The 13,381-nt window shown below is 64.8% G+C and carries 12 protein-coding genes and 1 tRNA gene; 7 read left to right on the top strand and 6 right to left on the bottom strand.

Features of this window, described 5'->3' with window-relative positions; genetic code table 11:
- The 4 genes from fdhE (at nucleotide 1) to E2H86_RS17640 (ending at nucleotide 4,530) form a co-directional block, all read left to right on the top strand.
- On the top strand, nucleotides 1-921 hold the full coding sequence (gene fdhE / locus E2H86_RS17625) for a formate dehydrogenase accessory protein FdhE (RefSeq protein WP_133330062.1): 921 nt from the start codon (nucleotides 1-3) through the stop codon (nucleotides 919-921).
- Nucleotides 922-1,081: 160 nt separating this feature from the next.
- Nucleotides 1,082-2,509, top strand: coding sequence for an L-seryl-tRNA(Sec) selenium transferase (gene selA / locus E2H86_RS17630; protein ID WP_133330064.1), 1,428 nt, complete (start codon nucleotides 1,082-1,084; stop codon nucleotides 2,507-2,509).
- A complete protein-coding gene (gene selB / locus E2H86_RS17635) occupies nucleotides 2,506-4,428 on the top strand; it encodes a selenocysteine-specific translation elongation factor (protein ID WP_133330066.1) in 1,923 nt (640 codons plus the stop codon). Before selA ends, selB begins: the two co-directional genes overlap by 4 nt.
- Before the next feature lie 6 nt (nucleotides 4,429-4,434).
- Nucleotides 4,435-4,530: transfer RNA gene (locus E2H86_RS17640), tRNA-Sec, on the top strand.
- Between the two features lie 28 nt (nucleotides 4,531-4,558).
- Here E2H86_RS17640 and E2H86_RS17645 read toward each other — a convergent pair.
- Together E2H86_RS17645 and E2H86_RS17650 are read right to left on the bottom strand one after the other, a co-directional pair.
- Nucleotides 4,559-5,548: an asparaginase gene (locus E2H86_RS17645; protein WP_133330068.1), complete on the bottom strand. Its 990-nt coding sequence runs from the start codon at nucleotides 5,546-5,548 to the stop codon at nucleotides 4,559-4,561.
- Nucleotides 5,549-5,620: 72 nt separating this feature from the next.
- The gene (locus E2H86_RS17650) at nucleotides 5,621-7,063 is read right to left on the bottom strand and encodes an alanine/glycine:cation symporter family protein (RefSeq protein WP_133330071.1); all 1,443 of its coding nucleotides are present in this window, start codon (nucleotides 7,061-7,063) and stop codon (nucleotides 5,621-5,623) included.
- A gap of 176 nt (nucleotides 7,064-7,239) precedes the next feature.
- Here E2H86_RS17650 and E2H86_RS17655 point away from each other — a divergent pair, with 176 nt between their 5' ends.
- The 3 genes from E2H86_RS17655 (at nucleotide 7,240) to E2H86_RS17665 (ending at nucleotide 9,961) form a co-directional block, all read left to right on the top strand.
- Entirely contained in the window at nucleotides 7,240-8,049 is an 810-nt protein-coding gene (locus E2H86_RS17655) for a helix-turn-helix domain-containing protein (RefSeq protein ID WP_133330073.1), read from the top strand.
- Nucleotides 8,050-8,151: 102 nt separating this feature from the next.
- Complete coding sequence (locus tag E2H86_RS17660) at nucleotides 8,152-9,036, top strand: sugar nucleotide-binding protein (RefSeq protein WP_133330075.1); 885 nt, start codon at nucleotides 8,152-8,154, stop codon at nucleotides 9,034-9,036.
- Nucleotides 9,029-9,961, top strand: a complete 933-nt coding sequence (locus E2H86_RS17665; RefSeq protein ID WP_133330077.1) for an NAD-dependent epimerase/dehydratase family protein — start codon at nucleotides 9,029-9,031, stop codon at nucleotides 9,959-9,961. Before E2H86_RS17660 ends, E2H86_RS17665 begins: the two co-directional genes overlap by 8 nt.
- 115 nt (nucleotides 9,962-10,076) lie before the next feature.
- On the opposite strand, the gene E2H86_RS17670 is transcribed toward E2H86_RS17665, so the two are convergent.
- From E2H86_RS17670 to E2H86_RS17685, 4 genes are all read right to left on the bottom strand, one after another.
- Nucleotides 10,077-10,760 (bottom strand): OmpW/AlkL family protein, encoded by a 684-nt coding sequence (locus E2H86_RS17670; RefSeq protein ID WP_133330079.1) that lies wholly within the window; start codon nucleotides 10,758-10,760, stop codon nucleotides 10,077-10,079.
- Nucleotides 10,761-10,869: 109 nt separating this feature from the next.
- On the bottom strand, nucleotides 10,870-11,394 hold the full coding sequence (locus E2H86_RS17675; RefSeq protein WP_133330081.1) for a DUF3299 domain-containing protein: 525 nt from the start codon (nucleotides 11,392-11,394) through the stop codon (nucleotides 10,870-10,872).
- Between the two features lie 10 nt (nucleotides 11,395-11,404).
- Nucleotides 11,405-12,670 carry an ABC transporter permease gene (locus E2H86_RS17680; protein ID WP_133330083.1) on the bottom strand — a complete coding sequence of 422 codons (1,266 nt, stop codon included), beginning with the start codon at nucleotides 12,668-12,670 and terminating at the stop codon, nucleotides 11,405-11,407.
- Nucleotides 12,670-13,380 (bottom strand): ATP-binding cassette domain-containing protein, encoded by a 711-nt coding sequence (locus E2H86_RS17685; RefSeq protein WP_133330085.1) that lies wholly within the window; start codon nucleotides 13,378-13,380, stop codon nucleotides 12,670-12,672. Before E2H86_RS17685 ends, E2H86_RS17680 begins: the two co-directional genes overlap by 1 nt.
- Nucleotide 13,381: the final 1 nt, after the last annotated feature.

Genomic DNA, 13,381 nt, shown 5'->3' on the forward strand with positions numbered 1-13,381 from the left:
TTGAGCACGATACTCGAACCTGGGCAGATCGAAGCGTCGGCAGTGATGCCGGCGTTTCTTCACCTGCCGCCCCGCAATCTGTTCGAACGGCGCGCTGAGCGCCTGGAGCAGTTGGCCGAGGGCAACGCCCTGGGCGATTACCTGCGATTGGTGGCGCGACTTTGTCGTCGCCAACAGCAGCTTGTGGATAACCCTCCCAGCGAATTGCCGCTGGCCGAAGAGCGTCAGCGCTTGTGCATAAGTCACGGGTTGCCGCCGTTGGCAGCCGACAGCCTGGTGCGCGAAGGGCCCTGGCTGATCTGGTTGCAGGCGCTGCTGATCGGCTTCGACGAGACCGGCGACGGCCCACTGGGTGATGCCGTGAAAACGTTACGCGCCAGTGCCGAAAGCCAGCGCAAGGGCTGGGGCGTCGCTTTGCTCGCGGGCCAATACGATGCAGTCCCCGCCGCGCTGGTGCCATTCATCGGCGCGGCGCTGCAGGCGGCCTGGTCAAGCTGGTTGCTGGCGCTGCCGGAAGCCGAACTCAAGCCCTCCGGTAGCCTGGCCCAGTGTCCGGCCTGTGGCTCCCAGGCCATGGCCGGTATGGTGCGTAACCGGGGCAAGCACAATGGGCTGCGCTACCTGGCCTGCTCGCTGTGCAGTTGCGAATGGCACGTGGTGCGGGTCAAGTGTGTGTACTGCGAGTCGAGCAAGGGCCTTCGTTACACCAGCCTGGAGGACGATCGTCATGCGCCGGGCAAGGCGCCGCTGCGGGCTGAATGCTGTCCGGAGTGTCAGAGCTACCTCAAGCACCATTACCTGGAGAACGATGCCTACGCCGAAGCGCTGGCCGACGACCTGGCCAGTCTTGCTCTGGATATACGCCTGGACGAGGAGGGCTTTCATCGGCTGGCGCCGAACCTGATGCTCGCACCTGGCTAGGTGGGAGTGTCTACACTGCAATACCGAGTCGCCCTTTTCGCGGGCAAGCCCGCTCCCACAGGGACAACACAGGTCTTGACACCTGCGCCGGTCCTTGTGGGAGCGGGCTTGCCCGCGAAAGGGCCATCACAGACAACGGATCAGTCCAAGGTAGTACCGCATGTCATCCAACCCAGCCAGCGACACCCCCCGCCTGCCCTCGATCGACACCCTCCTGCGCCACCCGGCCGGCCTCCCGCTGATCGACCGCCACGGCCGCGATGCCGTGCTCAACACCCTGCGGCAACTGCTCGACGACCTGCGCGACCCGGCCCGCCACGGCCAACTCAGCCCGGCCGAGCTGGCCGCTGAAGTCCTCCTGGGCCGCGCCGGCGAACGCCTGGTCGTCCAGCAGCGCAGCCAGGTGCGCCGGGTGTTCAATCTCACCGGCACGGTGTTGCACACCAACCTTGGGCGTGCGTTGTTGCCGGAAGAAGCGGTCGAAGCCATGCAGACCGCCGCCCGCTACCCGCTCAACCTGGAATTCGACCTGGCCACCGGCAAGCGCGGCGACCGCGACGACCTGATCGAAGGCCTGATCCGCGAATTGACCGGCGCCGAAGCCGTCACCGTGGTCAACAACAACGCCGCCGCCGTGCTGTTGGCGCTGAACAGCCTCGGCGCGCGCAAGGAAGGCATCATTTCCCGTGGCGAACTGATCGAAATCGGCGGCGCCTTTCGCATTCCTGACATCATGGCCCGCGCCGGAGTACGCCTCCACGAGATCGGCACCACCAACCGCACCCATGCCCGCGACTACGAAGCCGCCATCGGTCCGCGCACCGGCCTGCTGATGCGCGTGCATTGCAGCAACTACAGCATCCAGGGTTTCACCACCCAGGTGCCGACCACCGAGTTGGCGCGTATCGCCCGGCAGCACCAACTGCCACTGCTCGAAGACCTCGGCAGCGGCAGCCTGCTCGACCTGACCCGCTGGGGCCTGCCAGCCGAGCCCACGGTGCGCCAGGCCCTGGACGATGGTGCCGACATCGTCACCTTCAGTGGCGACAAGCTGCTCGGCGGTCCTCAGGCCGGCATCATCGTCGGGCGCAAGGAGCTGATCGCCAAGATCAAGAAGAATCCGCTCAAGCGCGCCTTGCGCGTCGACAAGATCACCCTGGCCGCGCTCGAAGCCGTGCTGGCGCTGTACCGCAATCCGGACCGCCTGGCCGAGCGCCTACCCAGCTTGCGCCTGCTGACTCGGACTCAGGCCGAGATCCAGGCTCAGGCCGAGCGCCTGGCGCCTGAACTGGCGGCGCAACTGGGCGATCCATGGATCGTCAGCGTAGCGCCCGCCCTGGGCATGATCGGCAGTGGCAGCCAGCCGGTGGCGCGGCTACCCAGCGCAGCGCTGTGCCTGCGCCCACAGGTGCCGAAGAAGCTGCGCGGACGTAGCCTGCACGTGCTGGAGCGGGCCCTGCGGGCCTTGCCCGTGCCAGTGCTGGGGCGTATCGACGACGATGCCCTGTGGCTCGACCTGCGCCAACTGGACGACGAAGCCCAGTGGCTGGCGCAGCTGTCCTCCCTGCAGTTGGGGCCGGTGCAGTGATCGTCGGAACCGCCGGCCACATCGACCATGGCAAGACCGCCTTGCTTCAGGCGCTCACCGGCCAGGCCGGTGACCAGCGCCAGGAAGAGCGCGCACGCGGCATGACCATCGACCTCGGTTACCGCTATGCGGCCCTGGCCGAAGGTGCGCCGCTGACCGGCTTCATCGACGTGCCGGGTCACGAGCGGTTCATCCACAACATGCTCGCCGGTGCCCATGGCATCGACCTCGTGCTGCTGGTGGTGGCCGCCGATGATGGGGTGATGCCACAAACCCGTGAGCACCTGGCGATCATCGAGCTGCTGGGCATTCCCCAGGCACTGGTGGCGGTGAGCAAATGCGATCGGGTCGAACCGGCTCGTTTGGCTCAGGTACAGGCGCAGGTTACCGAGCTGCTGGCGCCGGGTCCGTATGCCGGTGCGCGGCAATTCCCGCTGTCCAGCGTGACCGGGGAGGGGGTCGATGCGCTGCGTCAGGCATTGTTGGATGCCGAACGGCAGGTGTGCAAGCGCAGCGCCCGCGGTGGCTTGCGCCTGGCTGTCGACCGTGCCTTCGCCGTCACTGGCGCGGGCGTGGTGGTCACTGGCACGGCGTTGGCCGGGCGCGTCAGTGCCGGCGATACCCTGCTGCTGGGCAAGACCGGCAAGCCGGTGCGCGTACGTGGTCTGCATGCACAGAACCAGGCGGCATTGGTGGCCGAGGCAGGGCAGCGGGTGGCGCTGAACATCAGCGCCGACCGCCTGGCGGTCGAGCAGGTGCACCGTGGCGATTGGCTGGTGCCGGAATGGTTGCATGCGCCCAGCACCCGGGTGGACATCGAGTTGAACCTGCTGCAGACCGAGAGCCGAACCTTCGAACACTTCAGCGCGGTGCATGTGCACCTCGGCACCCAGGATGTCACGGCGCGGGTCGCCCTGCTCGAGGGCGAGGCGCTCGCCCCAGGCCAGCGCATGTTCGCCCAACTGCTACTCAATGCCCCGCTGCAGGCTGTGCACGGCGACCGTTTGGTGCTGCGCGACCAGCGTGCCCAGCGCACCATCGGGGGCGGGCGTGTGCTCGATCCATTCGCACCGAGCCGACAACGCCGCAGTGAAATGCGCCTGCGCCAGTTGCACGTGCTGCGCGATGCCGATGACCTGGAGCAGGCATTGCCGGCCTTGTTGACCAGCGCTCCTGGCGGGCTCGACCCGCAACGCCTGGAGCGCCAGTTCAATCGCCTACGTGAAACCTGGACGCTGCCGACAGAGGTCAGGGTCATTGCGACGCGGCAGGGGCCCCTGTTGTTCGCCGACGCCCAGTGGCAAACGCTCAGGCAGCAGGTCCTGGCTCAGCTGGCGCTGTTTCATGAGCAGGAGCCGGACCAGCTTGGTCCTGACCGCGATCGTCTGCGCAGGTTCTGCGCCTTGCCGTTGGAACGCCCTGCCTTTGTCAGTCTGGTCGATGAACTGCTCGATGATGGCGTCATCTCCAGCAGTGGACCGTGGCTGCATTTGCCGGACCACAAGGTGCAATTGAGCGAAGCCGACAACGCCTTGTGGGAGCGCCTGCAACCGCGCTTGCTGGAAGGGCAGTTCGACCCGCCCTGGGTGCGCACGCTGGCTGGCGAGGAAAACCGTGACGAAGCCGATGTGCGCTTGTTGCTACGTAAGCTGGCCCGACTTGGGTTGGTGCACCAGGTGGTGCGCGATCTGTTCTACCCGCAGGCCACATTGCAACGCATGGCCGAGCTGTTGCTGGCCCAGGCCGATGAAACGCCGATAGTGCAGGTCGCCGCGTTTCGCGATATGTTGGGCATCGGTCGAAAGCGCAGTGTGCAGATTCTCGAGTATTTCGACCGCATCGGTCTGACCCGGAGGGTCGCCGACCAGCGTCATATCCGCGCCGACAGCGCCCTGGCCCAACAGCAGGCCAGGCACTGAGTTCAAGGAAGGCAATCGCGCCCGGTGGCGCGGCCGGGCTTCAAACCCGGTTGGGGACGGCAGCCGTTCCCGGGCAGGTTCGACTCCCGCTGCCTTCCGCCATTTTCAGCCTGTCAGGGCCTCTTCGCGGCTAAGCCCGCTCTCCGCACAGATCCAGGGCAAACCACTGCTCTGCCGCTTCGACATCCAGCCCCGCCCCGAGCAAGGCGAACATCTTGCCCAGTGCCGCCTCCCGGGTCATGCCGCCGCCACTGACCAGCCCGGCAGCGCGCAAGCGGTTGCCCGCCGCATAGGTATCGAACACCACAGAACCTTCGGGACACTGGCTGATGGCTGCCAGCATCACTCCACGTGCACGCGCCTCGCGCAGCACGCCCAGCAATGCCTGGTCATCCGAAGGCCCGGTGCCGCTGCCATAGCACTCCAGCAGCAAGCCCTGAACGCCGCTGTCGAGCAGACCGCGCAGGTGACCGGCCTGCAGCCCCGGGAACACCGGCATTACCGCCAGATTGACTGGCTGACGCTGCTGGCGGTAGTCGAGTTCGCCAGGCACGGCCCCTGCACGTTCGCCTTCGCGATGGCGCGGCAGTGCGGCGAAGGCGTCGAAAGCCTCGCTGCGCAGCTTCGAGGCGCGGCTACCGTGCAGCAATTGGCCATGGAAGTACAGCTGCACGCCCGCATCCAGGCCCTGTTCGAACTGGCGCAAAGCCCCGCACAGGTTGCTCCAGGCGTCACTGCCCGGCGCCCCGGCCGGCAGCATCGAGCCGGTCAGCAGCACCGGTACCGGCAAGCCCAGCAGCAGGAACGACAGCGCCGCGGCGCTGTAGGCCAGGCTGTCGGTGCCATGTAGCACCAGCACGCCGTCGTGGCCTTGGGCTTCGACCGCTGTGACGATCGCGTCACGCATGGCCAGCCAGTTGTGCTGTTGCATGTTGGCGCTGTCGAGCAGCGGATTCATTTCCTGCAAGGTCCATGGCACCTGCGGGGCTTCAGGCAGCAAGGCAAGGTGGGCGCGCATGCGCGCATCGAAACCACCGGCCGGCGCCAGGCCTTCGGCCGTTTCGAGCATGCCGATGGTGCCCCCGGTATAGAGGACGAGAAGATTCTTGACTACACGCATGGAAAGCATCCGTAGCGGTGAGCGGAGGTGAAGCAGCCGCCCACGAACGGGGCGGCTGGGCAGGAGAGGATATCAGCGCTGCAGCTGGGCTTGGGCCGGGGCTTTGTCAGCGGCTGTTTCGGCCTGAGGATTGGCCGGCCAGGCATTGGTGTCCAGGTCCAGGTCGGCGAACTTGGCCGAATCGAACACTGGCTGGGCGATACCCGCCTTGCGCTGGTCGTCGTAGTCGCGCATCACTCGCAGACCGACCTTGAACAGCAAGGCCAGGGCCACCAGGTTGACGAATGCCAGGCAGGTCATGGTGATGTCGGCGAAGGCGAACACGGTCGACAGGTCCTGCATCGAACCCCAGATCACCAGCGCCAGCACCAGGCCGCGGAAGGCCAGCAGCACCGCGCGGTTACGGCTGAGGAATTGCAGGCTGTTCTCGCCCAGGTAGTAGTTGTAGAGGATGCAGGTGAACACGAACAGCGACAGCGCGACGCTGACGAACAGGCGACCCCAGTCACCCACCACGGCGGCCAGCGAGTTCTGGGTCAGGACGATGCCATCACCTTCGAAGCCTGGGGTGTAGAAGCCCGACAGCAGAATCAGCAGCGCGGTGCAGGTACAGATCAGGAAGGTATCGAGGAACACACTGAAAGCCTGGACCACACCCTGGGCACCGGGGTGCTTCACGGCAGCCACGGCGGCTACGTTCGGCGCACTGCCAAGGCCCGCTTCGTTGGCGAACACGCCACGTTTCACGCCCATGACGATGGCGCTGCCGAGCAGACCACCAAACGCTGGGTCAAGGCCGAACGCGCTCTTGAAGATGGTTTCCAGCATGGCGGGTACGTGTTCGATCTGGGTGCCGATCACATACAGGGTCACGCCGATGTAGGCCAAGGTCTTGATCGGCACCAGCAGGTCAGAGACCGCAGCGATACGCTTGATGCCACCGATGAAGGTGATGGCTAGCAACACGGCCAGAACGATACCGGTGTGGGTAGGTTCGAAGGCAAAGGCGTTCTGCAGCGAATGGGTCACGGTGTAGGACTGCAGGCCAATGAAGGCGAAGCCGTAGGTGACCAACAGCAGGATCGAGAACACCACGGCCATGCTCTTGCGCTTGAGGCCATGCTGGATGTAGTACGCCGGGCCACCGCGATACAGGCCGTCGCCATCGGCGCGCTTGTAGACCTGGGCCAGGGTGCATTCGAAGAAGCTGCTGGACATGCCCACCAGGGCGGTGACCCACATCCAGAACACCGCGCCTGGGCCGCCCAGGGTCACGGCGATACCGACACCAGCGATGTTACCGGCACCCACGCGGCCAGCCAGGCTCAGCATCAGCGCCTGGAACGAGCTTAGTTGGCCTGCCTGACCCCGCAGGGATTCCTTGAATACAGCGAACATGTGGGTGAAATGGCGGAACTGGACGAACCGCGAGCGGATGGTGAAGTAACCGCCGAGACCGACGATCAGCACGATGAGCAGTTTCCCCGAAAGGAAATCGTTGAGTGCTTCGAGCATTGGAAAATGACCTCGATTCTTATTGTTCGCATGGAATGACCAGCGGGCGTCAGGCGCACCGCTATTCGTTGGGCGCATGGTTGGCCATGACAAGAGCGGTTACAATTTCGCGGGTTGCTCTTACTTGATGCGACTTGATGCTAGAATGGCGTCATTAGCGTCAGGTGAGTCCTGCCATGAGCGAACATTTCGCAACCAATCTCAAATTGGCCTGTAGCCATTACCGCTCTATCTCCGAGGTCTGCCGCCAGCTTTCGATCAATCGCGCCCAGTTCAACAAGTACCTGGGCGGGCAGAGCCGTCCGACGGCCTACAACCTCAAGCGCATCGGCGACTTCTTCGGCGTCGAGGACTACGAACTGAACTTGCCGCCCGAACAGTTCGCCCGGCTGATCGGCGCGCGAGTATCGCCGTTGGCCGAGACCCCGCGTGATCCGCTGAGCGAGCTGTTCCAACCTCTGCAGACGCAGGCCGGCAACCTCTCGCGCTATTGTGGTTACTACTTCGAATACTCCAACTGCATGTCGGTACCCGGCTCGATCCTGCTGTCGCTGGTGCACCTGCGTGAAGAGCGCGGGCATTTCGTATTTGAGCGCCAAGAGCGCCAGGAGCGCTCCACCGCCACCGACCCTCACGCCGAGGTGCGCTGCCGTTACCTGGGCGTGGCCTATCAACTGCAGGACCGACTGTTCCTCATCGACTATGAGTCGCTGACACTCAACGAGATGAGCCAGACCATCCTGATTCCCAGCTTCAAGAGCCGCATCACCCGCCTCAATGGGCTCAAGACCGGCGTGTCCAGCGGTGACCGCCGCAATCCGGCCTGCACCCGGGTGGTGTGGGAATACCTAGGCGAGGAAATCAACCGCATCAACGCCTACCGCCAAGTCAAGCTGTACCGTCCGGAGGACCCTCGCATCGACGACGATGTGCGCCAGCGTCTCACCGTGGGGCCGCTGAGCAACGGCTTGTTCGAGATCGAGTGAGGTGGCCAAAACCACCCCAGCGCCTGCTGGTTGGACTTCCCAGGCAGGAAACCGCAAAATGATCGCTTTCCCCCTATCAACCTGTTCGGATCTGCTGACTCTATGCGTATGCGCCTGATGCTGTTGGGTGGTGGCAATGCCCTCGGGCAAGCGCTGATTCGTCTCGGGGCCGAGGAGGACATCGCATTCCTGGCGCCGCGGCCCCCGGAAAATGGCTGGACCCCGGCCAACCTCACCCAGTTGCTCGACGATCATCGCCCCGATGCCCTGGTCAACCTGGCCTATTACTTCGACTGGTTCCAGGCGGAGTCGGTGAGTGACCAGCGCCTGGCTCAACAGGAGCGGGCGGTCGAGCGTCTGGCCGAGTTGTGCCAGCACCATCAGATCACCTTGGTGCAGCCTTCCAGCTACCGGGTGTTCGACGGTTCGCGCGCCACGGCCTACAGCGAAAAGGATGAACCCGTGCCGCTTGGTCAGCGTGGCCAGGCATTGTGGCGAATCGAGCAGAGCGTGCGCGCGGCCAGTCCGCAGCATGTGCTGCTGCGCTTCGGCTGGTTGCTCGACGAGAGCATCGATGGAGCGCTGGGCCGTTTCCTGACCCGTGCCGAGCAACCTCAGGAGCTGCTGCTGGCCGATGACCGACGCGGCAACCCGACGCCGGTCGATGACGCCGCACGGGTGATCCTCTCGGTACTCAAGCAGCTCGACTGCAACGCGCCACTGTGGGGCACCTACCATTACGCCGGCAACGAGGCCACCACATTGCTGGCCTTGGGCCAGGCGATCCTCGCCGAGGCCGGTCAGTACCGCCAGTTGGCGGTGCAGGCGCCGACCCCGCAGGCCCACGCCGCACGCCCCGACGCCAGCGAAGAGCCGCAGCACGCGGTGCTGGCCTGCAAGAAGATCCTTCACACCTTCGGTATCAAGCCACGCGCCTGGCGCGCCGGCTTGCCGCCACTACTGGACCGATTCTACCGCCATGGCTGACGCCCCCATCCTGATCACCGGCGGTGCCGGCTTCATCGGCTCGCACCTGTGCGATGCGTTGCTGGAAAAAGGCTACGCGGTGCGTATTCTCGACGACCTGTCGACCGGCAAGCGCGCCAACCTGCAGATGGACAACCCGCGACTCACCTTGATCGAAGGCGATGTCGCCGATGCCGAACTGGTCCAGCGCGCCGCACAGGGCTGTGGCGCCGTCGTCCACCTGGCGGCAGTGGCCTCGGTGCAGGCATCGGTCGAAGACCCAGTGAAGACCCACCAGAGCAATTTCATCGGCACCCTCAACGTCTGCGAGGCGATGCGCGTGCATGGCATCCGCCGTGTGCTCTTTGCCTCGAGCGCTGCGGTCTATGGCAACAATGGCGAAGGCCAGTCGATCGCCGAGGACACGCCGAAAGCACCGCTGACGCCTTACGCGGTGGACAAGCTGGCCAGCGAGCAGTACCTGGACTTCTATCGCCGCCAGCATGATCTGGAACCGGTGGTGTTCCGCTTCTTCAACATCTTCGGACCACGCCAGGACCCTTCCTCGCCGTACTCCGGGGTGATCAGCATCTTCAGCGAGCGGGTCAGCCAGGGTTTGCCCATTACCGTGTTCGGTGACGGCGAGCAGACCCGCGACTTCCTCTACGTGGGTGATCTGGTGCAGGTGATGGTGCAGGCCCTGGAGCAACAGCAGGTGGAGGAGGGGGCGGTGAACATCGGCCTGAACCAGGCCACCTCGCTGAACCAGCTGCTCAAGGCGCTGGAGCAGGTGGTCGGCAGCCTGCCGGCGATCAGCTATGGCCAGGCACGCTCGGGCGACATCCGTCATTCACGGGCGGACAACCAGCGTCTGCTGGCGCGCTTCGACTTTCCGCAGCCCACGCCAATGGTCGAGGGGTTGGCGCGGCTGCTGGGCAAGGCTTGAGCGAATGACGTCTGCCCTGCAGTCCTGACGGCACGAGGCCGCTGTCATCGGGTCAACGCGAGTCCCGATAGCAGCGGCCTTGTGCTACGAAGGGACGCCAAGCGCCCCTGGCAGATCAGAACTTGTAGCCCAGTCCGACCATGTAGACCCATGGATCGACATCGACGTCGACCTTGGTCTTGCTGTAGCCCAGCGCGGTCGGGCCGTTGACGCTGGCCTTGGTGTCGATGTCGACATACCAGACCGAGGCGTTGACCAGCAGATTGTCGGTGAGCATGTAGTCCATGCCCAACTGCCCGGCGAAGCCTACCGAGTCCTGCAGCTTCAGGTTGCTGAAGCCCTGCTGCTTGCGCTGGCTGCTGAGGTCTTCGTCGAAGAACAGGGTGTAGTTGATACCGACGCCGGCGTATGGCTGGAACTTCGAAGTCGGCTCCATCGGGTAGTACTGCAGCGACAAGGTCGGTGGCAGTTGCTTGATGTCGGCCAACTTGCCATCCAGGCCGCCACCCAGGCCCTTGACCCCTACGGTGTGCTTGAACGGGGTGGCCGCCAGCAGTTCCAGACCGACGTGATCGGTGAGCATATAGGCGAAGGTCAGGCCCAGCTGAGTGTCGCTGTCCAGGGTCGCCTTGGTGCCGGAAACCTTGTTGCCGTCGAATTTCAGTGCGCCGCTGTCTTCGTTGGGAGCGGTGGTGATGGCACCTGCGCGAAGGATCATGTCCCCCGCTTGGTAGGCGTTGGCGACAGGGGCTGCGAACGCCAGGGCAATGAGCGAGGCGCCGAGCAAGGACTTGTTCATGGAAGCTCCCAAAGGACGTGAGTAACCGAGTAGTCCAATGGTACGGAGAGGTTCAAACCAAACGTTTGACCCAGCTCAACGAAGCGCTTTCATAATTTCGAAGCGGTTCTCAATTCAGCTCATATGCGTATATTTTCTCGGCTTCCATCTGATAACCCGCGTCGGCCAGTTCACTGCTGGAGTCTTTGACCTGCATCGTGCCCTCGATCCAGTAGGGCTGGTAGAGATCTTCGACGCGCACGCCCATTTCACTGAAGATATGCACGATCTGGTTCGACGGCGGCGGTGGTACATGGATGCAAGCGCCGTAGTAAGGCACCAACAGGAACTCGGTGGTGCGGCCTTCTTCGCTCACCTCCAAGGGCACGATGAACCCAGGCAGTTTGACCAATTTCCCGTCCAGGCTTTTTTCAACCGGCGCGTGGGGCGCTTGCTGGGGCGCCGGCGGTGCCGATTCGGCGAGGGCATCGCTCAGTTGCGACAGGTCGTGCATTGGCGTGAGCTGCGGCGCGACGACCGGCGCGCCCTCGGGAATCAGCGCGGGCCAGTCCAGCTCGCGGGGCTCGCCGGCCAGCGCAGGCTGCGCCAGGAAGACCAGCAGGAGCGCGAAGAGGGCACAGAGGTTTCGGATCATGGCACGGGACTCAGAGGTTGATCGACAGGCCATCGGCCAACGACTGCCGATAGGCGCGCCACGCTGGCACGCTGCCCATCAGCAATGCGGCCCCCAGGATGATCGCCAGCAGCGTCCATTCATGGCCGCTCGGCCAGGCCAGCGGCAGGTATAAACCGTAGTTGGCCTGTACGTAGCCCTGGGCCAGGGCAATGCCACCGTATAGCAGACCCAGCCCGGCGACGCAGCCCGCCACGGCCAGGGCCAGTGCCTCGAGTACCAGCAACCCCGCCACATGCCAGGGGCGCGCCCCTACCGAGCGCAGTATCGCCATTTCCCGGCGGCGCTCGTTGAGGCTGGTGAGAATCGCGGTGAGCATGCCGATCAGTCCGGTCAGCACCACGAACAGCGACACCACGAACAATGCCTGCTCAGCCGTGCCCATCAGGCTCCACAACTCCTGCAGGGCCACGCCGGGGAGGATCGCCAGCAGCGGCTCGCTGCGGTACTCGTTGATCTCGCGCTGCAGGCTGAAGGTGGCGATCTTGCTGTTCAGCCCGAGCATGAAGGCGGTGATTGCCGTGGGCTGCAGATCCATGGTGCGGGCCTGCTCGGCACTGATGCGTCCGGCACCGCGGGCCGGTACGCCGTTGTGCCAGTCGATGTGGATGGCTTCCATGCCGGCCAGGCTGATGTGCAGGGTGCGGTCGACTGGCGTCCCGGTGCGCTTGAGCACGCCGACCACGCTGAAGGGCTTGTCGTCATGCTTGACCAGGCTGATGGCGGCCACGCCATGGGCCAGTACCAGCTTGTCGCCGAGCTTGTAGTGCAGGGCGTCGGCCACTTCGGCACCCAGCACCACCTCGAAGGGATCGCTTTCGAAGGTTCGGCCCTGGCTCAGTTCCAGGTGTTGGCGGTGACCGTACTGGTAGTGGCTGAAGTAGTCGCCGGTGGTGCCCATCACCCGGTAGCCGCGGTGCGAGTCGCCCAGCGAAATCGGGATCGCCCATTTCACACGTGGGTCCTGGGCGTAGTGCTGGTAGCTGTCCCAGCGAATGTTGTTGGTGGCATTGCCGATCCGAAATACCGAGTACAGCAGCAGGTTCACCGACCCCGAGCGGGCGCCGACGATCAAGTCGGTACCGCTGATGGTACTGGCGAAACTGGCCCGGGCCTCGGTGCGTACACGCTCTACGGCCAGCAACAGGCACACCGACAGGGCAATGGCGAAGGCGGTGAGAAAGGCGGTGAAGCGGCGGTTGGCCAGGCTGGCCAGGGCAAGGCGAAGCAGGTACATCAGGCCTCCCGGGGCTTGGCGGCGCGGTTGAGTTCGGCGAGCGACAGGTGACGGTCGAACAGGGGAGCCAGGCTCTGGTCGTGGCTGACGAACAGCAGGCTGGCGCCGGCATCGCGGCATTCGTCGAACAGCAGGCGGATGAACGCTTCGCGGGCATCGGTATCGAGCGCGGAGGTGGGCTCGTCGGCGATCACCAGCTCAGGCTGGCCGATCAGCGCCCGGGCGGCGGCGACCCGCTGCTGCTGGCCGATCGACAGGCTACCGGCGCGCCGGCCGAGCAGGGCTGGATCATCCAGCCCGAGGTGAGACAGCAGTGCGCCGGCTGCCTGATCGACGCTGCCATGGCGGCGCGCCGCACGTTCGGCGCGGCTGCGTGAGAAGTGGCAGGGCAGCTCGACGTTTTCGCGCACCGAGAGGAACGGCAACAGGTTGAATTGCTGGAAGATATAGCCGGTGTGATCGACACGAAAGCGGTCTCGCGCGCCCTGGCCCAGGTCTGCGAGATTCTGGCCGAGCAGGCGGATGCTGCCCTGGCCAGGCAGGTTGACCCCGCCCAGCAAGCCCAGCAGCGTGGTCTTGCCGCTGCCACTGGGGCCTTTGAGGAACAATGCCTCGCCGGCCTCCAGGCGCAGTGCGGGAATATCCAGCAGCGGAGCCTGGCCAGGCCAGGCAAACAGCAGGTCATGCAGTTCGAGCAGCGGCTGGTTCATA

Source organism: Pseudomonas putida (assembly GCF_004357765.1).
Taxonomy (GTDB): Bacteria; Pseudomonadota; Gammaproteobacteria; order Pseudomonadales; family Pseudomonadaceae; genus Aquipseudomonas; species Aquipseudomonas putida_U.

Coding starts and splice junctions, on each gene's coding strand:
- E2H86_RS17645 (WP_133330068.1), bottom strand. CDS start 5,548: ATGCGTGTAGTCAAGAATCTTCTCGTCCTCTATACCGGGGGCACCATC.
- selA (WP_133330064.1), top strand. CDS start 1,082: ATGTCATCCAACCCAGCCAGCGACACCCCCCGCCTGCCCTCGATCGAC.
- E2H86_RS17670 (WP_133330079.1), bottom strand. CDS start 10,760: ATGAACAAGTCCTTGCTCGGCGCCTCGCTCATTGCCCTGGCGTTCGCA.
- E2H86_RS17665 (WP_133330077.1), top strand. CDS start 9,029: ATGGCTGACGCCCCCATCCTGATCACCGGCGGTGCCGGCTTCATCGGC.
- E2H86_RS17655 (WP_133330073.1), top strand. CDS start 7,240: ATGAGCGAACATTTCGCAACCAATCTCAAATTGGCCTGTAGCCATTAC.
- E2H86_RS17660 (WP_133330075.1), top strand. CDS start 8,152: ATGCGTATGCGCCTGATGCTGTTGGGTGGTGGCAATGCCCTCGGGCAA.
- E2H86_RS17650 (WP_133330071.1), bottom strand. CDS start 7,063: ATGCTCGAAGCACTCAACGATTTCCTTTCGGGGAAACTGCTCATCGTG.
- E2H86_RS17675 (WP_133330081.1), bottom strand. CDS start 11,394: ATGATCCGAAACCTCTGTGCCCTCTTCGCGCTCCTGCTGGTCTTCCTG.
- E2H86_RS17685 (WP_133330085.1), bottom strand. CDS start 13,380: ATGAACCAGCCGCTGCTCGAACTGCATGACCTGCTGTTTGCCTGGCCT.
- E2H86_RS17680 (WP_133330083.1), bottom strand. CDS start 12,670: ATGTACCTGCTTCGCCTTGCCCTGGCCAGCCTGGCCAACCGCCGCTTC.